This window comes from Ornithinibacillus salinisoli, assembly GCF_042684965.1.
GTDB lineage: Bacteria > Bacillota > Bacilli > Bacillales > Amphibacillaceae > Ornithinibacillus > Ornithinibacillus salinisoli.
Genome location: NZ_JBHUMI010000041.1, coordinates 1 through 23592 on the forward strand (window position 1 = coordinate 1; position 23592 = coordinate 23592).

Genomic DNA, 23592 nt, shown 5'->3' on the forward strand with positions numbered 1-23592 from the left:
TCAATCATATGAAAGTTCTTAGCTACTAGAAACACTAGCTTCTAGATTTGTTGCTTTTTTAGAAAAACAGGGTTGTTTTTCTGTCTTAACATACTGGTTGTTTTGTTCAGTTTTCAAAGAGCAATTTTTGTGTGCTGCTTTTTAACAGCAACTTTTATATCATATCAGACTAACCAATTGATGTCAACAACTTTTTTAAATTGTTTTTTTATTTTGGTTATTTAATTGCGCCGCCTCTCAAATCAGCGACTCTAATAATATACCATATTACTTAACTGAAAGTCAACAAGTAATTAATATATTTTTTTGTAAGTTGTCGTTAAATCGTGTGATTAGCGACGGATTTAACTTTACCACGGTTATATATCCAAAGTCAACAACTAATTTAATACAAATTAATACATGCAGAGAATACGTTATTTCACCAATACACCAGCTCTTTATAATACTTTTGTAACTTACAGGAATTAGGTTTCCTGAATTTCTTTTCCTATATAATAGCTTCCTTCATTCAATTCAGCTTTTCCACTTCTCCCTTTCAACTAAGCTATACTATTTATTAATTCTAAAGGTAGTCCAAAGTATGCTATACTATTCATGAATTATTGAAGGAGGAAAATAGGTATGTCTCAACTTGTCTACTCAAGCAAAATAAATAAAATCCGTACCTTTGCCTTAATTATGGTTTTCGTTGGAATCCTATTTATGTATGGTGGAATATTAACGAAGAAAATTGAATGGCTAATGGCAATATTTTTTGTGATTGGTGTGTTATTTGTTGTCTTTAGTTGTGTTATATATTTTTGGATCGGCTTATTCTCCGTACGTGCGGTTTCCATAATATGTCCGAGCTGTGAGAAGCCAACGAAAATGTTAGGGCGTGTTGATGCATGTATGCATTGTGACCAGCCACTTACTTTAGACAAAGATTTAGAAGGTAAAGAGTTTGATGAAAAATACAATAGTCCTAAATATAGAAAAGAACTAAAAGAGAAACAAGATCAAACGAATAAGAAGTAATAACATTATCCACCGATTAGGGTGGATTTTTTTATGTTATAAAAATATAATGAAGGAGGCTTACTTACATATTATTTTCTACTCGTTGAAATAAAGGATGATAAGATTGATATTAATTATAGATAATTACGATTCATTTACATATAACTTAGTTCAATATATACGCCAATTAAATAAGGAAGTTACTGTTGTCAGAAATAATACTATTACAATAGAAGAAATTGAACAATTAAATCCTTCTCATATTCTTTTATCACCTGGTCCTGGTAATCCAGATAATGCAGGAATTTGTCTAAGTATAGTGGAACACTTCTATAAGGATATCCCCATTCTAGGGGTGTGTTTAGGGCATCAGATTATTGCCCAGGCTTTTGGAGGTAATGTAACGAAGGCAATTAAACCGATGCATGGAAAAGTTTCTTCTATTATACATGATGAAAAGGGGATTTTTCATAGCTTGAAAAATCCTTTAAATGTTACTAGATATCATTCTTTAATTGTAGATAACAAATCTCTCCCAAACAGTTTCACGATCAGTGCACAGACAGAGCAAGGGGAAATAATGGCGATACGGCATAACGATTTTAATGTGGAAGGGATCCAATCACACCCTGAAGCTATATTATCGGAAGAAGGATTACAACTATTGGCTAATTTCTTTACGGATAGGAGTTGCGTAACATGAATCACGAATTATATTTCGATTTCATTCATGACAATGGGAAGAAAGAGCCGCTATGCTTTAAGGACCCGGTTGATGTGATCGTAGCTCATTCGGTAGAGGAAATACTTCCATGTCTAAATAAAATTCAAGACGCTATCCATAATGGTTACTATGCGGCCGGCTATCTTTCTTATGAAGCAGCCCCTGCATTCGATTCAGCTTTTGCCGTGCACGAAAATTCAACCATGCCACTACTATGGTTTGGCATTTTTCATAAACCCACTTCTGAACCCTTACTTAGTAGCAATCATTTTCACACGGATACGTGGGAGCCTCAAACAGATATCAATAAATATAACCAGTCGATTGCTAAAATTAAAGACTATATTGCCCAGGGCGATACCTATCAAGTAAATTATACCATTCGATTATCATCGGATTTTCAAGGAGATGCTATCGCCTATTATAATCAGCTTGCTGCATCACAATCAGCAAATTACAGTGCTTACCTAGACATAGGGAGTCACCAGATATTATCCGCTTCTCCAGAATTATTTTTTCATTTAAAGGATGGGAAAATTACAACCAAGCCGATGAAAGGAACCATCGGTCGGGGTGAGACTTTGAAAGAAGATGCAGCCAATGCAGAGTGGCTTTACCACTCGGAAAAGAACCGTGCGGAGAATGTGATGATTGTTGATTTATTACGAAATGACTTAGGAAGAATTGCTAAAGCTGGTACAGTGCGAGTACCTCAGCTTTTTACCATTGAGGAATATCCAACGGTTTATCAGATGACTTCTACCGTGACTGCTGAGGTTGAACCAGAGACAACTGTCACTGATATCTTTAAAGCACTTTTTCCTTGTGGGTCCATTACAGGTGCACCAAAAGTTAGTACAATGAAAATCATTCATGAATTAGAGACAAGTCCACGCGAAGTTTATTGTGGAACTATTGGCTTTATAACCCCTGAAAAAGAAGCAATTTTTAACGTGCCAATTCGTACGGTTTTAATTGATAACACTTTTGGGCATGCACAATACGGTGTCGGAGGCGGAATAACTTGGGATTCTACAAGTAAAGAGGAATACGATGAAGTCCTGACAAAAGCAAAGATTTTAACCAATAGCCCTGCTGATTTTCAATTACTTGAAACGTTTGGATTACGTGATGGAGCGTATATTGTATGGGAAGAGCATCTCGAACGATTGAAGCGATCTGCTGATTTTTTTCAGTTCCATATCGATACCGAAAAAGTCGGAGCGCAACTAATGCAAATAGCTGAGGGGAAAAGTAGTGGATACTGGAAAGTCCGATTACTTGTATCGAGTAACGGTGAAACAAAAATTGAAGTACAGGAATCACCGCCGATTACCGAATCTGTACGTGTATCCCTTAGTAAGGAACCGGTTCAAAAAAACGATGTGTTCTTATACCATAAGACAACCAATCGATCGGTCTATGAACGTATGAAAGAACAATCCCCACATGTTTTCGATGTATTGTTATGGAATGAGGAAAAGGAAGTAACGGAATTCACCATAGGGAATGTCGTTGTGGAGATGGAAGGCAAACTGTATACGCCACCTGTTGCATCAGGGTTATTAGCAGGAACTTTCCGATCATCATTATTAAAGGATGGAATCATAGAAGAACGAAGGATTACGGTAGATCAGTTAAACGCATGTACCAACATTTGGCTCATTAATAGTGTACGGAAATGGGTACATGTTGAGATGATAACCTCATAATGTAAAAGCCAAATGCAACGTCGCATTTGGCTTTTGTTTACTGTTTCTGTGTATGAAGTTCTTTGCAATCTTCACATTTACCGTATACTTCCATTCGATGATGACTAACTTCAAAACCCGTTACCTGTTCAGCTAACGATTCCACTTCATCCAATGATGGATAATCGAAATCTACAATTTTGCCGCACTCTTCACAAATAATGTGGTAGTGCTCCGATGTATTACAGTCGAAACGACTTGACGAGTCACCATACGTAAGTTCCCGTACAAGACCTATTTCACGTAATACGCGCAAATTGTTATACACTGTGGCAACACTCATATTTGGAAATTTACCTTCTAGTGCTTTGTAGATTTCATCTGCAGTAGGATGAACCATTGCGTTGAGGAGATAATCAAGCACCGCATGACGTTGTGGTGTAATCCGGACACCAGATTGCTTCAAACGATCAATCGCTTTTTGTAATTTCTTTTCAGACACCGCCATGCACCTCACTTTCAATATAAATTCTATGAATGATAATATTATTAGTTTATAATCTTTATAATTAGTTTACGCTGTTCAACCGCATTCTGTCAATATAAGTATATTGTATCCTGATAATTAATATAACTAATGGATAAAAATAAATAAGCAAGCAGTAGTATTATGTTTTACTGCTTGCTTCCATATTAAACATCTGCTTGTAATGGTATTTCTTTCCCGTTTAATTCCTTATTCACATAACGAGCCGCTACAAATAAGAAATCAGATAGTCTGTTGAGATAAGATACAACGAGTTGATTTTTCACTTCTTCCCCTACTAATCCTACCGCTGTTCGTTCGGCACGTCTTACAATTGTCCTTGCGGTATGTAGAGCACTTGATGTACTGTTTCCAGAAGGTAAAATAAAGTTTTTTAGCGGCTCTAGTTCGCTATCCCACTTGTCTATTTGATCTTCTAATTCTTGAATATGTTCTTGTTTTAACTTCCAAGTAACTTCTTTATCACTAGGAGTCGCTAGCTCTGCCCCTACATGAAACAAGATCGTTTGCACGCGATGCATTGTTTCAAGAAATTTGTCTTTTTCGGACCAATCCGAGCTCTCGAGAAAACTAAGTGCTAGCCCGATCATAGAATTGGCTTCATCACATGTACCATATGCTTCTACACGCAAATCATTTTTTGCTACTCGTTTACCATAAATTAATGACGTTTTTCCTTTATCACCTGATCTTGTATATATCCGCATACTTAATACCCCCTTGTCACGTCAACATAATTGATTAAATCATCGGTTTGTCCTACTACATATTTATCTAAATTCTTTGCAAAAATATCCAATGCACGTGGCACATAATTTGGTGAAATACCAGATAAATGTGGTGTAATCGTAACATTTTCCAGATTCCATAATGGATGATCCTTCGGTAACGGTTCTTCTTCAAATACATCCAACACAGCATGAGCTATTTCGTTGTCTTGAATCGCTTTTTCGATAGTAGAACCTTTTACTAGATCGCCTCTGCCCATATTTAAAAAGACCGCTTCGTTTTTCATCTGTTTAAAATGATCATCAGTTAGCAAATACTTTGTTTCCTCTGTACTCGGTAAGACAGACACAATGAAATCCGCTTCTGGTAGTATTTTTTTCAATTCCAATGTTTGATATGTTTCATCAAAATATGCAACAGTGCGTCCACTTCTCGATACACCATAGGTCTTCATTTGAAAAGCCTTGGCCAATCTTGCTACTTCTTGTCCAATTGCACCTGTCCCTAGAACGACCATCGTTTTTCCGGTTATTTCAAGCATGCGAACGGATCGACCCCATTCCCTTGCTTTTTGCTTTTCGTAAATTTTGTCTGCTTGTCTATATACTTGTAATAACATGGAGATTGCATATTCAGCCATCGGCACTTTATGTATGCCCTTCACGTTAGTGACGATAATACCTCGCTTGGCAATCGCCTCAAACGGCATTCGATCCATCCCAGCCGATAATACCATAATCCATTTTAATTTCCTTGCCCTTTCGATTAACGCTTCATCCAGATCTTCTCCATATGTAACAAGTATATCTGCATCAGATAATTCGTCTTTTGCTTCAATCATTCCATTGCAAAAATTAAATGTTTGATTTGGATATTTTTCTCGTAATGCTTCTTGGTGTTTCGTTGACATCTTTGCAGAGAATACGATAACCAAAACAATCTCCCCCTTCACATCAATCGATAGAAAATCCTACATACTATACTAAACGTTTTCTATAGAATTGTGAATAAGGGAGATCTAAAATTAGCCATCCAATCATTCTAATAATTTTGCCATTATTCGTTTAATGATATGATAGAGTATTTTTACATCCAGTTTATAGGAGTAGTTATTAATGTAATAGACATCATATTTTATTTTCTGCCCATGATTTTCGTTTGTAGCACCATTTATTTGAGCATACCCAGTTATACCTGGTCTTAGCTTCAGTCTGCTTGCTTGATATCGATTATAATATTGGGTGATTTCAAGTATTTCTGGACTCGGCCCCACAAGACTCATATCCCCTTTGATCACATGAATTAATTGTGGTAGCTTTTCCAAATGATATTTATGAAGCCATGTACCAGTTATTGTGTATGCTCTGTTTTTATCTCTTATAAATTTAAAATAACTAGGTACACCTTTCTCCCAGGAATTCGGAAAAGGGTGTGGCGGAAGGGACCGAATAACCTTTGACGAATGCATCATGGTTCGAAATGACCACATCATAAAAGTTCGTCCATTTTTTCCTACCCGTAAATCTCGATAAAAGATAGGTTTTCCTTCTTTCCGATAGATTCGGTAACAAATACCTAAGAATAGTGGGGATAGAAGGAGGAGAAGGGCTAAGCTTATAATAATATCAACAACGCGCTTCACCATAAAATATAGATTAATATGCACAAAGGAGTTTGATTTCGTTCGAACAGATTCATACAATCCCAATAGCTACACCTCTTTTACTAGTTGTACAAACTTTAATTACTACATACTATTCCAGCAAAACGGTGTATATCACTAAGTCATATAAATTTAATATAAAAAAACAGCCTAATGGCTGTTTTTTTATGCTAGGTTATCGCGGATAAATGTGAGTGCATCTTCCACATGTCCATCTACTTTTACCTTGCGATATTCCTTCTGTAATTTTCCTTCTTTATCGATAATAAACGTAGAGCGTTCGATGCCATAATATTCTTTACCAAAGTTCTTCTTCAATTTCCAAACATCGTATGCTTCCGCAACTTTATGATCCTCATCTGCTAATAGTTCAAATGGAAGCTCATGCTTATCAATGAATTTTTGGTGGCGTTCTACCGGGTCTGGACTTACGCCTATAATGACGGCATCTAGCTCGCCGAAGCTTTCATGGTTATCACGGAAATCACATGCTTCTGTTGTACACCCAGGTGTCATATCTTTCGGGTAAAAATATAAAACTACATGCTTCCCTTTATAATCAGAAAGATTCACTGTCTCCCCTGATTGATTAGGTAATGTAAACGCAGGTGCTTGTTTTCCAACTTCTACTGTCATGTGTAAAAACCTCCAAACATTAAGTCTATCTTCACTATAACATTTGCTAATCCTAGATGCTATTGATCACGATTATCTCGAGTATTCTGTACCAATCGCAACACAAATGCTGTTGGTAAAATATATCCAATAAGTGCCTCAATTAACGCTATTAGTCGCCCAAATCCTATCGGTGTTACATCTCCATAACCAATCGTTAACATCGTAACGCCACTAAAATACATCGAATGGATGATGGAACCCAGGACACTAACTTCCCTTACTTCCCCGTTCTCAATTAATAGAATCCCCTCAAATGATAAAATAAAATATATAAGACCGAACCCAATAATTACAATGATGTACGTAACTAATAAGGTATAAAAAATTTCAGAGGAAAAACTACTCTGCCGCATTTCGTTTCCAAAGCTATATTTCCTCCCATTGATAAATACAGTGAGACATTTTATGACAATATAACAAATTACTGCTATCAATATCCACGGTATAATCTTCATGTGATCTCCTTCTATCATCATTATTAATTCATACATATGCATGTTTCCGGTAAAGCTTGTCATTTAATTTTGCATCGGAAGTAGGTTAAACTAGATAGGAAGTTATTTTTAGGAGGATTAGGATGAATTTTTCAAAATCAGAAGCATTACATAAAGAAGCATTGGAGCATATTGTTGGTGGAGTAAATTCACCATCCCGTGCCTTTAAAGCTGTCGGTGGTGGCTCCCCTATATATATGGAAAGTGCTAAAGGAGCTTATTTTTGGGATGTAGATGGTAATAAATATATCGATTATTTGGCTGCATATGGTCCAATTATAACCGGTCATGCCCATCCACATATCGCAGAAGCTATCACAAATGCTGCCAATAACGGCGTATTATACGGGACACCTACAAAGTTAGAAAATAAATTTGCTAAAATGCTAAAAGAAGCAATCCCTTCCCTGGAGAAGGTTCGTTTCACAAATTCCGGAACAGAGGCTGTCATGACTACCATCCGAGTTGCCCGTGCATATACCGGTCGTACCAAGGTGATCAAGTTTGCAGGAAGCTATCATGGCCATTTTGATGCTGTTTTGGTACAAGCTGGTTCTGGACCATCTACACTCGGAACCCCAGACTCAGCAGGAATTCCAAAATCTGTTGCACAGGATGTAATTACCGTCCCATTTAATGACTTAGATGCTTATAAGCAGGCACTAGATACGTGGGGGAATCAAGTCGCAGCAGTATTAGTCGAGCCGATTGTAGGTAATTTCGGTATCGTGGAACCACATGAAGGGTTTTTACAATCAGTAAATGACTTAACTCATGAAGCAGGTGCACTTGTGATTTACGATGAAGTTATTACGGCATTCCGTTTCACTTATGGTAGTGCCCAGCAAGTTTACGGTATTGAACCCGACATGACTGCTATGGGTAAAATTATCGGTGGTGGTCTACCAATCGGTGCCTATGGCGGAAGAAAAGATATTATGGAACAAGTAGCACCATTAGGCCCTGCCTATCAAGCCGGAACAATGGCTGGTAACCCAGCATCGATGGCATCGGGAATTGCTTGCTTAGAAGTTTTAAAGCAAGAAGGTGTGTATGAAAAAATGGATCAATTAGGTGAGCGATTAGAGAATGGTATCTTAGAAAAAGCCGATCAGCATGACGTGACGATTTCTGTCAACCGATTACGTGGCGCATTGACGGTGTACTTTGGTCAAGGAAGTAAAGTCACTAATTACGCGGAAGCTGAAGCGAGTGACGGTGAAGCGTTCGGTCGTTTCTTCAAATTAATGCTAGAACAAGGAATTAACTTAGCACCATCTAAATACGAAGCATGGTTCTTAACAACGGAACATACCGAAGCAGATATTGATGAAACAATTGAAGCAGTCGGACATGCATTCGAGCAGATGTCTTAGAATTAGTTGAGGTTGAGGGATTGATGCACTTTTCTTGTAGGGAGAGTGCATTTTTTTGATGTTGGTAGATGATGTTCTGGCGGTTGTGGCCGATGTTCCTCCACTTGTGTCCCATGTTCAAACATACTAAAATGCCCCTCCTGATTGTCAGAAGGGGCACAATGTAACACAGTTAATCATCCAAATGCTGCACTTGATACAAGTCATAATAACTGCCTTTTTTCTTCATTAGTTCATCATGTGATCCAATTTCCGTTATTTCTCCGTTTTCGATCACGACTATTCGATCAGCATGTGTAATTGTTGCTAATCGGTGTGCAACGATAAATGTTGTACGATCCGATGCTAGTTTTTCCACTGCTTCCTGTATCGTATGTTCACTTTCTAAATCCAGTGCTGATGTGGCTTCATCAAAAATTAAGATAGGTGGGTTTTTCAAGAAAACTCTTGCGATGGCAATCCGTTGCTTTTGGCCACCAGAAAGTTTAACGCCACGCTCTCCAACTAACGTATCATAGCCTTGTGGTAACTCTTCAATAAATCCATGTGCATTGGCTGCCTTTGCAGCTTCAATTACTTCCTCATCGGTAGCAAACGGATTTCCCATTCGAATATTCATGGCAATGGATTCACTGAATAGAATATTGTCTTGTAGAACCATACCAATATTATCTCGCAATGAGCGTGCTTCTACGTCTCGGATATCCATGCCGTCAACTTTAATGGATCCACCTGTCACATCATAAAAACGTGGTAAGAGACTGATTAATGTAGATTTCCCTCCCCCACTCATACCAACGAACGCAATGGTTTCTCCAGCATCCACTTGTAAGTCAACATTTTTCAACACTTTTTCTTCATTATCCTCATAGCTAAATGTAACATTTTCTATATCAATGGCGCCCTCTACCCTATCAAGCTTTTTGGCATTTGGTTTATCGACAATATCATACTTCTCATTCATTAATTCAAATACACGGTCAATAGAGGCGATCGATTGCACTAATACTGTTGAAGAATTTATCAATCTTCGTAATGGACTATATACTCGTTCCATATATGCAACAAAAGCTACCATCGTTCCAAGTGTGAGATTTTCATTGATTACCTGATAACCTGCAAACGCGATAACAAGCAATGGTGCTAAATCCGTAATCGTATTTGTCACCGCAAAAGTTTTCGCATTCCAACTCGTATGAGTTAATGCCTTATTAAGAAATTGACTATTACGTTTTTCAAACTGTCCCTGTTCGTAATCTTCTAATGCAAAGCTTTTGGTAACAGGAAAACCTTGAACCCGCTCATGCAGATGCCCCTGAACCTCGGCTAGTGCCTGGGAACGTTCGCGCGTTAATTGTCGAAGTCTTCCGTAGAAGTATTTGATCGAGAACCCAAAGAAAGGAAATAGAATGATTGCAACTATTGTCAACCAAATATCCATTGTCAGCATAATTGTTATTGCAATCGCAATGGTAACTAGATCTAACCATACATTCATTAAACCAGTCATCACGAAATTTTTCGTTTGTTCGACATCATGTATTACCCGGGAAATAATTTCCCCGGTTTTTGTCTGAGAATAGAATTTCAAGCTCAGTTTTTGGAGATGATCAAATAGTCGATCTCTTATATCATAAAGTATTTTGTTACCTACCCATTGTGCTAAATATTGTCGAATGTATTCGATAGGTGGTCGTAATACCAAAAATATAATAAAGGAGCCACCCATCACCCAAAGTAATCGATAAGTTTTTTCTTCCGTTGATAACCCCTTTACATTGTCTGGATCGATAATTTCATCTATTACATACTTCAATATGAGCGGTATTAATAAAGGGATAGCAAATTTAAAAACGCCAATGATAACTGTCCATACTATTTTCCATTTATAAGGTGCTACGAATTTCATATACTGCTTGATACTACTCATGTTTTCAACTTCCTTATTATAATTATTTCAAATGATGATGACTACTGATAAAAGTAGAAAAGCCCTGCTACTGTTCGTAACAAGGTCATAATTTTCCTATTCATTACCACCGATATGTTAAAAACCTCTCATACCATTGATCAACAAATCCTGGAGAAAAAGGGCCTTTTCGTTGCATTACCCATCGCTGTAGATATTCTATATTATTATACAAAATCCGATCCAAAACGACTGGATAATTCATTTGTTTTTTATGTAACGCATACTCATCTTCATCCAATACATCAAATGTCATATCTGGATAAACCTTTAGATCTAAATCATAATCAATATATTTTAGTGCTTCTTCGTCGTATACAAAAGGTGAACTGATATTACAGTAGTAATATATTCCGTCATTACGAAGCATACCAATAATATTAAACCAATGCTTGGCGTGAAAGTAGCAAATAGCAGGTTCCCTAGTAATCCAAGTTCTGCCGTCACTTTCCTTTACTTCCGTTTTATCATTAGCTCCGATAACTACCGTTTCAGTTCCCTTTAACACAATACTGTTATCCCATATGCGATGAAGGTTGCCATTATGTTTATAGCTATGTATTTGTATTTTGGAACCTGTTCTCGGAGCAGCCATTTCATTATTCCTTTCTATACATTTCACCTTCTGACAAAGAATGTATGTTTTTTCATATGTCATCTATTATAAAGTTAAAAAAACGAAATATAAAGTATTATGACTATTAATCGGTAAGTAACAAAAGAGCTTCCAGTAGAATGGAAGCTCTTTTGCATTAAAAATTTGAGGGTAGGTAACTTATTTTTTGTTTTGCTGAGATTTTTGATTTTGCTTTCTTACTTGTTGAGCATCAGTTTCAGAAGCAAATTCAGTGCCAAACTGACCTTGTTGCCCTGGTTGAGCTTGTTGTCCTTTTGCTGCCGCTTGTTGATTCTGTTGTCTTACTTTCTGAACGTTAGTACCTGAAGCAGCTTGTTTAGGATTTTTAGCCATCAATATCACCTCCGCAATAATTAATTTATCCAGTTCATTGAATGTTATCCATTACAATTCGCTAATTTCATGTAGCATTATTTGGAAATTATTGTCGGAGGTTACGACCTCACTTTATTAACTTAATGATTTTTTGATGGGAAACCGGAAACGGATATTGGGAAATATCACTCTTGTTTATTAGTTTTAAACGTTCATCTGAGACAACCGTTTGATCTTCTACTAATTCAGCTTCATGAACTTCCAGATGCCAAACTAAATGGGAAAACGTATGTTTTATTTGATCCATTTTAGCATTCATATTTACTTTTAATCCGTATTCAGAACGAAACCAATTTTCGATATGATCGATACTTACTTCTGTTAAAGGTATCATTGGAAATTGCCAAAGATTTGCTAAGAGACCTTGATTTGATCGTTTTTCAATAATAACCTGATCATGCCTATTCTTTATGACTAAGGTAACGTATGGGACAGGTTTTGGCTTTTTGGCTTTTTGCTTAATTGGTAATTTTTCTTGTACTCCGTCGGCAAACGCCCTACAATATTCATGCAAAGGGCATAGCATACAAGTAGGAGCCTTTGGCGTACAGATCGTTGCTCCCAGATCCATAATTGCTTGGTTAAATGAAGATGGGTCGTCTGAGGAAATTAACTCTCGAGTATACTCTTCAAATAGCTTTTTCGTACGTGCTTGAGCTATATCATCTTCTATATGTAATAAACGAGAGAAAACGCGCATTACATTTCCATCTACAGCTGGTTCTGGTTTATTAAATGCAATAGATAAAATGGCACCTTTTGTATACGGTCCGACACCTTTTAGGGAACCTAATTCTTTCGGAGTACTTGGGATTTCACCATTATATTCTGTAACAACTTCACGTACAGCATGTTGTAGGTTTCTAGCTCGGGAATAATAACCAAGTCCTTCCCATGCTTTTAATACCTCTTGTTCTTCTGCAGCTGCGAGGTCTTGAACGGTAGGGAATTTTTCGAGAAAATGGTGAAAATAGGGTATTACCGTATCGACTTTTGTTTGTTGAAGCATTATTTCAGATACCCATATTCGATAAGGATCCTGATTCTCACGCCATGGTAAATCTCTTTTATTCTGATCATACCAATGGAGCAAAGCTTTTTGGAACCCAGAAATGTTAAAATCCTGTAATATTTGATCTGTCATATTATCACGTCCTTTATGGTACAATAAGAAATACAACTGAAAAAATGCCTATATACATCGAGTGCTTTTATTCTATCTTCACTAAGAATTATTCTAAGGAGGCATATTATAGATGGACACAGGAACCCATATCGTAATGGGTGTTGCACTTGCAGGCTTGTCTACTTTAGATCCTGTTGTGCACAATGATCCTACACTATTTAACGCAATTCTTGTTGGAACAATCGTAGGCTCTCACGCCCCAGACTTCGATACTGTTCTTAAACTTAAAAATAATGCCACATATATTCGTCACCATCGTGGAATCACCCATTCTATTCCAGCAATCCTAATATGGGGAGTTTTAATCGCTCAAATTATCCACCTATTCGTTCCGCAAACCAGTTTTCTGCATTTATGGGGATGGACATTTGCAGCGGTGATTATTCATGTATTGGTCGATATTTTTAATGCTTACGGAACACAGGCATATAGACCATTTACTAACCGATGGGTCGCACACGGTTTTATTAATACTTTCGATCCTTATATTTTCACCCTTCATTTAGTTGGGATTGGTGCATGGTTACTCGGTGCGAATCCAGGATATACATTCTTGATTATTTATGCCGTAATTTTATTATATTACATCAAACGATATTACGATAAAAAAGAAATTGTTAAGAAAATTCATGATCATTTTCCTGATGTAGAAAAAGTTGCTACATCTCCAACGCTTAAACATAATTACTGGCGTGTTGCGATCACAACTTCCCAAAAATTCTTTGTCGGAATTGTGGAAAATGGTCATATCGAAATTGTGGACGATTATACAAAAGTCCCTTTACCACATTCACCGATTATGGATAAAGCCATAGAAGATAGTAATATTTCTGCATTTCTTTCTTTTTCCCCTGTTTATCGCTGGGAAGTAAATGAATTTGATGCATATACAGAAGTACGCTTTATCGATTTAAGGTATCGTTCCAAAGGATATTATCCATTTGTTGCAGTCGTTCAAATAGATAGTGACATGAATATCATTAGCTCCTATACCGGATGGATATTTTCTGAACACAAATTACAAAATAAATTATATGTTGGAGATAATCCAATTTAATGAAGGAAACAGCAGGCACAACAACCTGCTGTTTTTTTATCTATCATGATTGATTTACTTTTTTCCCTAATAATGAAATCGGAATCGCTTCTTCCTCTTCATATTCCTCATTCAGTAAATTTATACGATGACCCCATGCAAAGACACCATTAATGTAATTGATTTTAAACTTGTGACCAGGATCAGTGTTCAGTTCATACATTTCATCGGATTGAAAATCTTCTGGATTGAGTGTATATGCCATAGCCACTTGCATTTTTCTTTCGTTAACAGCAACTTCACTTATATTTCCTAATTGCTCCGCTTTTTGGGCTTTTTCTTTCAATTTACCTATTTCTACTCGTAATTGCTCTATCGAATAATCACTATATCGATAATTCATTTCATGTATCCCCCTTCTACCCTATCATTTTACATTTTATCAATTGTTTAAGACAATGAAAATGATACTACTCATTTTTCTACAGGTAAATCACCTAAAATTTGGGTAAACTCATGGGGATGAGAGAAAGCAAATCTGAAATTCGGGGGAGTTATTATGCCAACTGTTGCGATTACCGGTGCTGGAAGTGGGTTAGGTAGATCCTTAGCTCATACATATGCTAGTAACGGGTACAAAGTATTTTTATTAGGAAGAAATGGGGAAAAGCTACATATCGTGCAGCATGAAATAATCGAGAATGGTGGGGAATCAGAAGTGGTTCTCTGTGATGTACAGGAATATGCTTCTGTTAGTATCGCCTTTCAACAAATAGGTGAACTGGATGTGTTTATCAATAATGCTGGAATCGGTATATTCGGTCCGGTTGAAGACTATACACCAGAAGATATCGATAAAACATTAGACACAAATGTTAAAGGCACCATTTTAACTGTAAAATCTGCGTTACCTTTAATTCGAAAAAGTAAAGGTAGAATCTTAACAATCATATCTACTGCTGGGTTACGCGGAAAGGTGAATGAATCGATCTATTGTGCGAGTAAGTTCGCGGTTAGAGGTTTTACGGAAAGTTTACAAAAAGAATTGGAAAACAATGAAGCATCCATTACTGCTGTTTACATGGGTGGTATGAATACGCCATTTTGGGATAAGACTTCCCATATCGATGATCCTTCACGATTAAAGGGACCAGAAGAGGTCGCAAAACAAATTTATCAAGAAGACGATTGCCGCAATGAAATATTCATTGATAAGTAAACATGATGAAGGACTTGTTATCTTTTCAACACAAGTCCTTTACTCTACTATTTTTTCCTCTACAAATTTATTAATATTCTCCATTGAAAATCCTTTTCGGAAGAGACCTTCCTTCACTTTATTTCGAAATGCAAAGCCACTATGTTTCTTTTCAAATTTACGAATTAATTTCTCCCCTTGATAAACAAGTGCATCCCATTCTTCGTCATCATTTTTCTCCTCTTGCATTGATTGGGTTACATCTTGCACAACATCTTGGGTAAACCCTTTTTGGATTAAGTTTGATTGCAGCTGTTGTACTTGCTTACGAAAAGAATCTTTTTTACTGGAACGCAGTTTTTTGTCTACCCATTTTTCTGCTTTCTCGTATTGGATGCCATATGTATATTGCGTAATTGCTTCGGTTGCGATAAGCTGGGTGACTCCTTTTTCAATTAGCTCTTTTTTAACCAGTAAGGGACCTTTCGTGGACGTATTTATTCTCGTTTGTACAAAGGCAGTTGCGAATTCTTTATCATTCACATAACCTTCGTCAGTCAGTTTTTCAAGGATGATACTGCTATGTTCCGGTTCTACCTCTTTTTTCACGAGATAGTCGTGAAGCTCTTTTTTTGTTCGCATACGATAACTTAAAAAGTTTATCGCTAGAGAATATGCTTTTTGAATAGTGTCCTTTTTCTCAAGGGTTTCGATCATTGATTGATCCAACTCTAGTCCTTTACGGAGGCCATATTCGATTAATACCGCTTCATCGACACTAAACGCATAGACATCCTGATCCCCATCAGCTAAATAAATATTATAGCGACTTTTGCTTTTTTTCTGTGTCGTAATTCGAGATATTTTTTTCGTCAATGTTCTCACCTCCTAATCCTATTTTAACATGAAAATATTGTGGAAACTGTAAGATTGCATAACTATAGCATATAATGATTATAGAGACACACCTAGTACGTAGCTTCAAAATGCCTAGGAGGTTAGATGAATGAATTTCTTAATTACTGGTGGAACTGGATTTGTTGGAAAACACCTTGTCAAGGCGTTACATAAAGGCAATCACCACACGTACATCCTAACAAGATCTCCCGAAAACAAACAACATACTGATATGGCAACGTTTATTGATTATGATTATCCTGTTGAGCAACTTCCTGTCATCCATGGTGTCGTAAATCTTGCTGGAGAATCCTTATTTGGATATTGGTCCAAGCAAAAGAAGGATAAAATCTTAGCTAGCAGAATCGAAACCACGGAAAAAGTAATAGCTATTATGAAGCAGCTTGATAAGAAACCAGACGTTTTTATAAATGGATCTGCCGTAGGATTTTACGGTATCTCCGAAGACAAGATGTTCACAGAAGAGACGAAGCAAGCTGGTAATGACTTTTTAGCAAAGGTTGTCGTTGAATGGGAAAAGACAGCTAAACAAGCGGAACCGCTCGAAATTCGTACCATTTATGCAAGGTTTGGCGTCATTTTAGGTAAGGAAGGTGGGGCACTTCCATTAATGAGTTTACCTGTTAAGCTTTTTGCGGGTGGAAAAGTTGGTAGTGGTGAGCAGTGGATGTCCTGGGTCCATATTGATGATGTGATTGAACTACTGCTATTTTGTATTTTCAATTCTCATGTAGAAGGACCAGTCAATGTAACTGCACCAAACCCCATGCGAAATAAAGACTTTATCAAAGTATTAGCTCACGTGATGAAACGACCATATTGGTTCCCTACACCCGGTCCATTATTTCGACTCGCCGTTGGGGAGATGAGCCAATTAGTTCTTAAGGGACAATATGTATTGCCACAGAAAGCAGAAAAAAATAATTATTCCTTCCTATACCCAGAAGTAGAAAGAGCATTACAGCAGATTTATAATTAAATGGAGTTAGGTGATGCTGGGCGTCTGTTGTCGATGAGGAGATGTGTTGGTGTTCGCTCCTAGCAAGGGATTGCTCGTCCACCGCACTTGAGCTCGCAGCACGCAGATAATGAAAAAAATGTCGCTTTTTTTCTAAAAAAAATGATTCCCTTTTTGAAAAAAAGATAGTATTATATTTATAGCAAATCATGAATTACTAAATTACATAGGGAAGGCAAATGGTGCGCCACCAGTTTAACTGGTTCTAGTGGGTTCGATTCCCACCCCGAATTTTTGTTGAAATTTAACTAAAAATTCGCGGGTGGGGCTCTTACCGACTGATTCCTTTGATGGATATTTTTTACGGTACCCTCCTGCTCAAATAAGGAGGGTTTTTTGATGCTAAAAACACGTGATCTACATGAAGTGCCAGTCCTATTTGAACTGTTGTCACATCCAGATGTATTTCCTTATGTTAGGCAGAAAGCAATGACAACCGACGAGTTTTACTTTATTACAAAACAAACCATGGAAGCTGAAGAAAATGGTGAGTTGATTTCTAGAACGATATTGGATGAATATCATCAGCCAATTGGTACGATAAATTTATTTGATATTGAAGACGGTCACGGATTTTTAGCAACATGGATCGGTCAGCCTTATTTTAACAAAGGATACAATAAAATGGCGAAGGAGCAGTTTTTCGAAGAGGTATTTTATAACACATCTATTGAAACGATATTTATGAAAGTTAGAAAAACCAATGCACGTTCCTTAAAAGCGGTATTAAAGATTCCATATGTTGCGTTAGGAAATACGGTTTATCCAGAAGTTTATCAAAAGATTAATCTACAAGAAGAAGTGTATGATCTTTTTACTATTTCTAGAGAACACTACCTTTCCTATCAGCAATTTACTGCCAACGAAGCAGCTGTAGATCATGAGGTAGTCTAAAAAGGAAATATATGTATAATCTATCAAGGAATGGTTATCCTAAGCCTAAAAGCGAGGGGTGATCATATGGCAAAAGCAAAACATGATGCAAAGGAAAAGCATTTATCCAAGACACAGGAAGTTCTTTATCAGAAAGAATTTAAACATGCTAATCAAGTATATAATGAGTTTTCACAGAAAGGAAAACGGAGCTAATCGTAATCGGTACTGAATAAGAGAGAAATGATATTTTACGTTCTTATAGAGAAGCAATTATTCTTTAATTGGCTTCTCTATTTTTATTTGATTTACTCTTTTCTTGTACAACCCCCAATTCATTTCCATCCATATCTAGAATTAAGAGGTAGAAAATTATTCCATTACTTCTGCTTATTCCTTTAATTTTCGCTGATATTTTTCATGCTCTATAAGACCGAAAATCATTCAAATGAAACAGTTTCTGCTCATTTAAATGAATAAAATAATGTATATTTAGGACCCATTTATTATTGTTGTTGTTCAACGAAGAGTAGGTTAGCTCAATAACTATGTTAATTTCTTCGATTTAAAATAAATTAGTTCCGGATCACCTTCATCCAAGTTTTCGATAACTCCACTTTGCACAAAACCATTCTTTATTAAAACTTTTTGCATATCTTTATTAGATTGATTAGTTGAAGAAAATACCTTTATAGTAGGTGATATATGAACAAAATAATCCATTAAGGATGTTGCATGACCTTTACGTCTTTCTGATAGTGATACCATTATTAATGATATAAAACTACAATCAAAAAAATTAGTATCAAAAATTTAAAAACCAAAAACTTCATTTTTACTTTTTACAACAATGCATCTATCTTCTTCAACTGCTTTTGTTATGTAGACCCTTCTGCTATCGTTGCCAATAATTTCTCTATCAACATCAACAATGTTTTCGATATCACCTAATTTAGCTTTTATGACATTTTTTAACTTCAATTTCAAACTCACCCTTATTAGAATTTCTTTTTAAAGTACCTTGCTCCTGCATAATCTGGGCTTTCTAATTGGAACCCTCTTCTTTTATTAAAGCCACCCGTTAGCGCAATAAGCAAACTATGTCATTAGATAATCAAAAATAATGCCAAAAAGTATTATCCCAACACCTATTGAAAAATGAACTTTTTTTCATTCGCATCTGTTTTCTCTAAAATAGTAAAAATGATGCCAATTAAACCGATAAAAACGGCACTCTTAATAAAGTTAGAAGTATTCACGAGAAAGAGATTTGGAAACTTTTCGACAAATCCCGATATAACTCCTATAACCCCTAGTATCAAAGGAATTCTTAACTTCCAATACATTTAGTTCAACCGCCTTTCTTTACCGCATTAAGTTAGTTTCATAGGGTGCATTTTTACTCTACACCACTCACACCATCGTTGGATGGTCCATAAGTTTCCTTATGTTCTAACTTTAGACCCTTTCATTCGGTTATTCGTCAGTTCTTTTGCAGAAGAACAATTCTCACCTTATCTAGTTTTTCAGCCGTGCGGCATATCCGTTGGCATACCTTTCTGGAGGAATGGCTTTAGCCTTCGTTCTGCCGAATCTACCTGTACTTCAAACCCCTTGACCTGTCAGTCAAGACGCATGCAGGAGTATTGACGGAATGGTTTCAAGAAACATGGATCTTTTATTCCCATTCTCGGTTATAAAGTTAAGATTAATCTATGATTATCTTCTGTTTTTCACGTTAGAAACGTTTATAACAGAACTTGTCGAGCGGCACCCTTTAGTTCAATAAGATTTATACTTTATTTTTATTTATGACCCATTTAACAGCGTCTAAAAGGTTCTCAGCAACATAATCTGGTTCAATTTCCGCCCACTTATCCCTGTATTGATTAAGAGAACTATATCCCCATCCTGTAAGCACTAAAATTTTCATTGCATCAACGGAATGAGCTGCCAACATATCAGTTGAACCAACGTCTCCAATAAATACAGTCTTTGTTAAATCTAATTTATATTTTTTTGATGCTTCCAAAAGCATTCCTGGTTTTGGCTTATGACAATTGCAGTCATCATCTGAACTATGAGGACAAATAAAGGCATCATCAAATTCATATGATTGAAATTCCTTGTAAAAATCATCGAGAGTAGCTTCACCTCTACTAATTCTATGTTGATTAGTACAGGCAAAGGTTTTAATATTATTATACTTTAAAATTTGTAATGCAGCTCTACTGAACGAATATGGGGTGAAATCTTTCGGATGAATAAAGTGTCCAGTACCACCAATAGTTCCATCACGGTCAACAAAAACTGCTTCAATATTCATTAGTATGGTATTCCCCCTTTTATTTCTTATGTTCTTCAACTCTTCTGCCCCTTTAGTACAATAAGTTCTACAAAAATAGCGTTAATCCTTCTTGAATTAACGCTCCCGTTAGTTATGAAAATTAAAACTTGACCCAATCAATATCTTCGTTCTTTCTGAGCGATTCAATTACTTTTAAATGTTCGGATTCATTAACTATTTTATAACTTCTAACTCCACTAAAATCTACTATAGTAAGATAATTATCATTAAAGGTTAAATTAAATGATTGTGTACGTTTACCTGCATCCATATTTGTTGTGGTAACTTGCATACCGTAATCCAAATTATTCATATTAACCTTAGTTCTCTTCAATTCCATATGAGTAAATCCATTTAATATACTGGAGACAATTTCTTTATCTTCTATTCTGTATTTAGTTTTCATATCAATCTCATTATCAAAGTGTGTGGATACTGCAATACCTTCAATTAGCGTCTCTTCGTTTATCTGTTTTACTACTTGCTCAAATTTTTTGTGAATATACAGCTTGTTAAAAGCCAATGTTATTACTATAACTATAGTTGTTGCTACAAGTAGACCAATTATTTTCTTTTTCATTTTCGTTTAATCCCCCTAATAATAAATTATTCTTATTAAACAATACTGCTGCGTTAGCGGAACAAGGATGCAATTCCTTATTCAAGGAAAGCACCCAATTGCTGAACAATAATTACATTAATTTTTGGTGTACGAACCACTTGTATTGTTGATTTCTCCTAATTCAATACGATTTCCATCTGGGTCATTAAAAACTGAAATAGTACCCCAATCAAATTTTAAATTCTTCTTTGAAAAACAAACACCTCGTTCTTCTAATTCATTCATAATAGGAATTAGAGATTCGACGTCAAAACGAAGTACATTGGGATTTTGTTCTCTTGATTTTTCTTGATTTTTCCCAACACCGCCCTGTTCAACCATAAGATACCCATTTGGAAGTTCAAAAGATACAAGTGTATCTTTAACGTTTCTTACCTTCAGCTGTAAAACGTCTCTATAAAAAGCAATACATTCTTCATAACGTTCGGTGAACAAGATTAAACCAAACTCACGAAACTCCATTTTTACACTCCTTAGATTATAAAAATTTATCATTTCATATTTTATTGTTTTAATTATTCGTACTCTTGTTGAACTTAAGCAGTTGTTTAATTCAACATTAAATTTCCTGCTTTTAACTATAATTTCTTTATCTCATTAGTAAATTCCTTCTTAAACAATCCTGCCCCATTAGTACAATAACATAGTTTAATTTTAACATTAAATTCCATTCAATTCATCCGAATTATTTTAATAATTATTTTATTCATTTACCTGGAAATGATATTTATAATAATAATTTTCGGGAGTGAGCAGTTATGTTATTATCAGAAGCCGCAAAGAGTTATGAGGCAGATAAGAGAATTGAAGGTTTTTCAGCACAAACTTTAAATGCTTATAGGCTGCAAGCAAAGCTACTTATTGATTACTTTGGAAATATCGATATTAGTAAGATATCAACTCTACGACTGAAGGAATATTTAGCTGAATCAAGTAATAGTTTAAAGCCTTCAAGTTTGTCACATCGTATTAGATTTTTACGTTCCCTATTTCGGTGGTTACACGAGGAAGGTATCATGGAATTAAATCCTGCTAGTAAAATAAAAGAACCGAGAGTTGGTAAGCGGATTCCGAAATTCCTTACTGAAAGGGAAATCGAATATTTAAGAGATGCTTGCTTTTCTCCAATGGAAAAAGCCTTATTTGAATTTATGTTTTCTACTGGTTGTCGTATAGGAGAAATTGTTACACTGGATCGAAATAGTATAAATTGGGGAAGTCAATCTGCCATCGTTCGTGGTAAAGGAGATAAGGAACGAGAAGTGTACTTTAATATCCGATGTGATATTTGGCTAAAGAAATATTTAGATACCAGATACGATAACGACCCAGCAATATTTGTTACAGAGCGTTCTCCACACAGAATGAGCATTGCTCAGATGAAGTATATCATTAAACGTATTTCTAAACGAGCAAGAATAAATAAAACGATTCACCCTCACCAATTAAGGCACAGTTACGCAACGCACTTGTTAAATAATGGTGCCCCTTTAGAAGTTATTCAAAGCCTATTAGGTCACGAAAAAAGTGAAACTACAAGGATTTATGCAGAACTAAGTGGTAGACTGCGGCAAGAGTTTTATAGAAAATACTTCTAGAATATTAAAGAGCAACGCATATTAAAACACGTTGCTCTAATCAACTATTGCACCATTTAGTTCAATTAGTATTTAGATAATCTAAGACAATATCAACTCTTTCATTGACTGAATAATCCCCTTCAATTTTTAATATTGGACAAGATAAGTCTGCCATCCAATGTTCGTGTAAAGATTTACTTCTAACTTCGAATCCCGCACTATCATATAAAGATGCCCACTTTAAAAATGATTTCGATTGTTCATATTTACTACCACCAGCTAATATTTCATTTCCATAACGCTGAAATTCCCTCTGTTGTAACCTTTCAAGCCTTATATCTTGCGGAATCCATAAGAAGATAACAAGGTCAAAATAACTTTTAAAGTTATCACCCCAACCACACACTGCACCAGAAAGAATATAGTTTTCATAAAGTGATAAATCTTTTACAAGCATACGTCTTCTATCAGGTACGTCCCTTTGTTTAGTGAATTTAGTTGTCCAAAAATAATCATCGGTATCAAGGTATGTATGAGGCAAAACCTTTGATAATGAAGAGCCAAGTGTTGAAGTTCCAGACCCCGAAGCTCCCATTATATGAATTCGTTTTTTCATTTTTCTCCTCCTTAGATACTTTTTCGTAACATAAAATTCACTATGCTTCTACCACTCTTCTGCCCCTTTAGCATTATAACTTCTATCTCAATACTAACATAATATTCCAAATATATTTTTGAATTTTACCAAAAGAAAAAGGCGACCTTCATAGATCACCTTCTTTAACTAATGCACCCAATCGTGTTATAAGGTTAACCAGAAATTACTGGTTGACCTTATTTTATATGGTCTTATCATTTACATTGTAGCCGGGGTAGAACGAAAGCACCCGTGGGACTTGATCCCGTCAGCTAAACTGTTCGCCCCCTAC

At 36.0% G+C, this 23592-nt stretch carries 26 protein-coding genes and 2 pseudogenes; 10 read left to right on the plus strand and 18 right to left on the minus strand.

Annotation, left to right across the window (positions count from 1 at the left end; translation table 11 throughout):
* The first annotated feature begins 624 nt into the window (after positions 1-624).
* The 3 genes from ACFSTA_RS18945 to pabB all read left to right on the plus strand — a co-directional run bounded on the left by ACFSTA_RS18945 (position 625) and on the right by pabB (position 3438).
* A complete protein-coding gene (locus ACFSTA_RS18945) occupies positions 625-1020 on the plus strand; it encodes a YgzB family protein (protein ID WP_377558404.1) in 396 nt (131 codons plus the stop codon).
* 106 nt (positions 1021-1126) lie between these two features.
* Positions 1127-1705, plus strand: coding sequence for an anthranilate synthase component II (locus ACFSTA_RS18950; RefSeq protein WP_377558405.1), 579 nt, complete (start codon positions 1127-1129; stop codon positions 1703-1705).
* Positions 1702-3438 (plus strand): aminodeoxychorismate synthase component I, encoded by a 1737-nt coding sequence (gene pabB / locus ACFSTA_RS18955; RefSeq protein ID WP_377558406.1) that lies wholly within the window; start codon positions 1702-1704, stop codon positions 3436-3438. Before ACFSTA_RS18950 ends, pabB begins: the two co-directional genes overlap by 4 nt.
* A 37-nt stretch (positions 3439-3475) precedes the next feature.
* Here the strand turns inward: pabB and perR are convergent, their stop codons facing one another.
* The 6 genes from perR to ACFSTA_RS18985 form a co-directional block, all read right to left on the minus strand.
* Positions 3476-3925 (minus strand): peroxide-responsive transcriptional repressor PerR, encoded by a 450-nt coding sequence (perR, locus tag ACFSTA_RS18960; protein ID WP_377558407.1) that lies wholly within the window; start codon positions 3923-3925, stop codon positions 3476-3478.
* 185 nt (positions 3926-4110) lie between these two features.
* On the minus strand, positions 4111-4671 hold the full coding sequence (locus ACFSTA_RS18965; protein WP_377558408.1) for a cob(I)yrinic acid a,c-diamide adenosyltransferase: 561 nt from the start codon (positions 4669-4671) through the stop codon (positions 4111-4113).
* Between the two features lie 2 nt (positions 4672-4673).
* Complete coding sequence (locus ACFSTA_RS18970; protein WP_377558409.1) at positions 4674-5627, minus strand: D-2-hydroxyacid dehydrogenase; 954 nt, start codon at positions 5625-5627, stop codon at positions 4674-4676.
* Between the two features lie 102 nt (positions 5628-5729).
* Positions 5730-6401 (minus strand): sugar transferase, encoded by a 672-nt coding sequence (locus ACFSTA_RS18975; protein WP_377558410.1) that lies wholly within the window; start codon positions 6399-6401, stop codon positions 5730-5732.
* 120 nt (positions 6402-6521) lie between these two features.
* Entirely contained in the window at positions 6522-6992 is a 471-nt protein-coding gene (gene bcp / locus ACFSTA_RS18980; RefSeq protein ID WP_377558411.1) for a thioredoxin-dependent thiol peroxidase, read from the minus strand.
* A gap of 59 nt (positions 6993-7051) precedes the next feature.
* Positions 7052-7489, minus strand: coding sequence for a potassium channel family protein (locus tag ACFSTA_RS18985; RefSeq protein WP_377558412.1), 438 nt, complete (start codon positions 7487-7489; stop codon positions 7052-7054).
* Positions 7490-7611: 122 nt separating this feature from the next.
* On the opposite strand from ACFSTA_RS18985, the gene ACFSTA_RS18990 reads away from it, so the two are divergent.
* Entirely contained in the window at positions 7612-8904 is a 1293-nt protein-coding gene (locus ACFSTA_RS18990; RefSeq protein ID WP_377558413.1) for a glutamate-1-semialdehyde 2,1-aminomutase, read from the plus strand.
* A 172-nt stretch (positions 8905-9076) separates the two neighbouring features.
* Here the strand turns inward: ACFSTA_RS18990 and ACFSTA_RS18995 are convergent, their stop codons facing one another.
* The 4 genes and pseudogenes from ACFSTA_RS18995 to mutY form a co-directional block, all read right to left on the minus strand.
* Positions 9077-10834 (minus strand): ABC transporter ATP-binding protein, encoded by a 1758-nt coding sequence (locus ACFSTA_RS18995; protein WP_377558414.1) that lies wholly within the window; start codon positions 10832-10834, stop codon positions 9077-9079.
* A gap of 103 nt (positions 10835-10937) precedes the next feature.
* Positions 10938-11468, minus strand: a complete 531-nt coding sequence (ntdP, locus tag ACFSTA_RS19000) for a nucleoside tri-diphosphate phosphatase (RefSeq protein ID WP_377558415.1) — start codon at positions 11466-11468, stop codon at positions 10938-10940.
* 180 nt (positions 11469-11648) lie between these two features.
* Positions 11649-11819: pseudogene (locus ACFSTA_RS19005) on the minus strand (gamma-type small acid-soluble spore protein); the annotation flags it as partial.
* Positions 11820-11952: 133 nt separating this feature from the next.
* Positions 11953-13029 (minus strand): A/G-specific adenine glycosylase, encoded by a 1077-nt coding sequence (gene mutY, locus ACFSTA_RS19010; RefSeq protein WP_377558416.1) that lies wholly within the window; start codon positions 13027-13029, stop codon positions 11953-11955.
* 112 nt (positions 13030-13141) lie between these two features.
* On the opposite strand from mutY, the gene ACFSTA_RS19015 reads away from it, so the two are divergent.
* Positions 13142-14128: a metal-dependent hydrolase gene (locus tag ACFSTA_RS19015; protein WP_377558417.1), complete on the plus strand. Its 987-nt coding sequence runs from the start codon at positions 13142-13144 to the stop codon at positions 14126-14128.
* Between the two features lie 43 nt (positions 14129-14171).
* Here ACFSTA_RS19015 and ACFSTA_RS19020 read toward each other — a convergent pair whose 3' ends face one another.
* Positions 14172-14510, minus strand: coding sequence for a YfhH family protein (locus tag ACFSTA_RS19020; RefSeq protein WP_377558418.1), 339 nt, complete (start codon positions 14508-14510; stop codon positions 14172-14174).
* A 156-nt stretch (positions 14511-14666) separates the two neighbouring features.
* On the opposite strand from ACFSTA_RS19020, the gene ACFSTA_RS19025 reads away from it, so the two are divergent.
* Complete coding sequence (locus ACFSTA_RS19025) at positions 14667-15326, plus strand: SDR family NAD(P)-dependent oxidoreductase (protein WP_377558419.1); 660 nt, start codon at positions 14667-14669, stop codon at positions 15324-15326.
* Between the two features lie 39 nt (positions 15327-15365).
* Here the strand turns inward: ACFSTA_RS19025 and recX are convergent, their stop codons facing one another.
* Positions 15366-16181: a recombination regulator RecX gene (gene recX, locus ACFSTA_RS19030; protein ID WP_377558420.1), complete on the minus strand. Its 816-nt coding sequence runs from the start codon at positions 16179-16181 to the stop codon at positions 15366-15368.
* Positions 16182-16311: 130 nt separating this feature from the next.
* Between recX and ACFSTA_RS19035 the strand changes: the two genes are divergently transcribed.
* From ACFSTA_RS19035 to ACFSTA_RS19045, 3 genes are all read left to right on the plus strand, one after another.
* Entirely contained in the window at positions 16312-17202 is an 891-nt protein-coding gene (locus tag ACFSTA_RS19035) for a TIGR01777 family oxidoreductase (protein ID WP_377558421.1), read from the plus strand.
* Between the two features lie 378 nt (positions 17203-17580).
* The gene (locus ACFSTA_RS19040) at positions 17581-18135 is read left to right on the plus strand and encodes a GNAT family N-acetyltransferase (protein WP_377558422.1); all 555 of its coding nucleotides are present in this window, start codon (positions 17581-17583) and stop codon (positions 18133-18135) included.
* 66 nt (positions 18136-18201) lie between these two features.
* Entirely contained in the window at positions 18202-18330 is a 129-nt protein-coding gene (locus ACFSTA_RS19045) for a YfhE family protein (RefSeq protein ID WP_377558423.1), read from the plus strand.
* Positions 18331-18660: 330 nt separating this feature from the next.
* On the opposite strand, the pseudogene ACFSTA_RS19050 reads toward ACFSTA_RS19045, so the two are convergent.
* From ACFSTA_RS19050 to ACFSTA_RS19070, 5 genes and pseudogenes are all read right to left on the minus strand, one after another.
* Positions 18661-19095, minus strand: a pseudogene (locus ACFSTA_RS19050) (GNAT family N-acetyltransferase).
* Positions 19096-19262: 167 nt separating this feature from the next.
* The gene (locus ACFSTA_RS19055; protein ID WP_377558424.1) at positions 19263-19460 is read right to left on the minus strand and encodes a hypothetical protein; all 198 of its coding nucleotides are present in this window, start codon (positions 19458-19460) and stop codon (positions 19263-19265) included.
* Positions 19461-19906: 446 nt separating this feature from the next.
* Positions 19907-20440, minus strand: a complete 534-nt coding sequence (locus ACFSTA_RS19060) for an HAD-IIIA family hydrolase (RefSeq protein WP_377558425.1) — start codon at positions 20438-20440, stop codon at positions 19907-19909.
* 121 nt (positions 20441-20561) lie between these two features.
* Entirely contained in the window at positions 20562-21041 is a 480-nt protein-coding gene (locus ACFSTA_RS19065; RefSeq protein ID WP_377558426.1) for a hypothetical protein, read from the minus strand.
* Between the two features lie 117 nt (positions 21042-21158).
* On the minus strand, positions 21159-21545 hold the full coding sequence (locus ACFSTA_RS19070) for a VOC family protein (protein ID WP_377558427.1): 387 nt from the start codon (positions 21543-21545) through the stop codon (positions 21159-21161).
* A gap of 296 nt (positions 21546-21841) precedes the next feature.
* Here ACFSTA_RS19070 and ACFSTA_RS19075 point away from each other — a divergent pair, with 296 nt between their 5' ends.
* Positions 21842-22681, plus strand: coding sequence for a tyrosine-type recombinase/integrase (locus ACFSTA_RS19075; RefSeq protein WP_377558428.1), 840 nt, complete (start codon positions 21842-21844; stop codon positions 22679-22681).
* 61 nt (positions 22682-22742) lie between these two features.
* Here the strand turns inward: ACFSTA_RS19075 and ACFSTA_RS19080 are convergent, their stop codons facing one another.
* Positions 22743-23279: an ATP-binding protein gene (locus tag ACFSTA_RS19080; protein WP_377558429.1), complete on the minus strand. Its 537-nt coding sequence runs from the start codon at positions 23277-23279 to the stop codon at positions 22743-22745.
* Positions 23280-23592 lie beyond the last annotated feature (313 nt).

Excerpts from the sequence above, each read along its gene's own strand:
- ACFSTA_RS18945 (WP_377558404.1), top strand. The coding sequence starts at position 625 with ATGTCTCAACTTGTCTACTCAAGCAAAATAAATAAAATCCGTACCTTT.
- pabB (WP_377558406.1), top strand. The coding sequence starts at position 1,702 with ATGAATCACGAATTATATTTCGATTTCATTCATGACAATGGGAAGAAA.
- perR (WP_377558407.1), bottom strand. The coding sequence starts at position 3,925 with ATGGCGGTGTCTGAAAAGAAATTACAAAAAGCGATTGATCGTTTGAAG.
- ACFSTA_RS18965 (WP_377558408.1), bottom strand. The coding sequence starts at position 4,671 with ATGCGGATATATACAAGATCAGGTGATAAAGGAAAAACGTCATTAATT.
- bcp (WP_377558411.1), bottom strand. The coding sequence starts at position 6,992 with ATGACAGTAGAAGTTGGAAAACAAGCACCTGCGTTTACATTACCTAAT.
- ACFSTA_RS18985 (WP_377558412.1), bottom strand. The coding sequence starts at position 7,489 with ATGAAGATTATACCGTGGATATTGATAGCAGTAATTTGTTATATTGTC.
- ACFSTA_RS18990 (WP_377558413.1), top strand. The coding sequence starts at position 7,612 with ATGAATTTTTCAAAATCAGAAGCATTACATAAAGAAGCATTGGAGCAT.
- ACFSTA_RS18995 (WP_377558414.1), bottom strand. The coding sequence starts at position 10,834 with ATGAGTAGTATCAAGCAGTATATGAAATTCGTAGCACCTTATAAATGG.
- ntdP (WP_377558415.1), bottom strand. The coding sequence starts at position 11,468 with ATGGCTGCTCCGAGAACAGGTTCCAAAATACAAATACATAGCTATAAA.
- mutY (WP_377558416.1), bottom strand. The coding sequence starts at position 13,029 with ATGACAGATCAAATATTACAGGATTTTAACATTTCTGGGTTCCAAAAA.
- ACFSTA_RS19015 (WP_377558417.1), top strand. The coding sequence starts at position 13,142 with ATGGACACAGGAACCCATATCGTAATGGGTGTTGCACTTGCAGGCTTG.
- ACFSTA_RS19020 (WP_377558418.1), bottom strand. The coding sequence starts at position 14,510 with ATGAATTATCGATATAGTGATTATTCGATAGAGCAATTACGAGTAGAA.
- ACFSTA_RS19025 (WP_377558419.1), top strand. The coding sequence starts at position 14,667 with ATGCCAACTGTTGCGATTACCGGTGCTGGAAGTGGGTTAGGTAGATCC.
- ACFSTA_RS19035 (WP_377558421.1), top strand. The coding sequence starts at position 16,312 with ATGAATTTCTTAATTACTGGTGGAACTGGATTTGTTGGAAAACACCTT.
- ACFSTA_RS19040 (WP_377558422.1), top strand. The coding sequence starts at position 17,581 with ATGCTAAAAACACGTGATCTACATGAAGTGCCAGTCCTATTTGAACTG.
- ACFSTA_RS19045 (WP_377558423.1), top strand. The coding sequence starts at position 18,202 with ATGGCAAAAGCAAAACATGATGCAAAGGAAAAGCATTTATCCAAGACA.
- ACFSTA_RS19055 (WP_377558424.1), bottom strand. The coding sequence starts at position 19,460 with ATGTATTGGAAGTTAAGAATTCCTTTGATACTAGGGGTTATAGGAGTT.
- ACFSTA_RS19060 (WP_377558425.1), bottom strand. The coding sequence starts at position 20,440 with ATGAATATTGAAGCAGTTTTTGTTGACCGTGATGGAACTATTGGTGGT.
- ACFSTA_RS19065 (WP_377558426.1), bottom strand. The coding sequence starts at position 21,041 with ATGAAAAAGAAAATAATTGGTCTACTTGTAGCAACAACTATAGTTATA.
- ACFSTA_RS19070 (WP_377558427.1), bottom strand. The coding sequence starts at position 21,545 with ATGGAGTTTCGTGAGTTTGGTTTAATCTTGTTCACCGAACGTTATGAA.
- ACFSTA_RS19075 (WP_377558428.1), top strand. The coding sequence starts at position 21,842 with ATGTTATTATCAGAAGCCGCAAAGAGTTATGAGGCAGATAAGAGAATT.
- ACFSTA_RS19080 (WP_377558429.1), bottom strand. The coding sequence starts at position 23,279 with ATGAAAAAACGAATTCATATAATGGGAGCTTCGGGGTCTGGAACTTCA.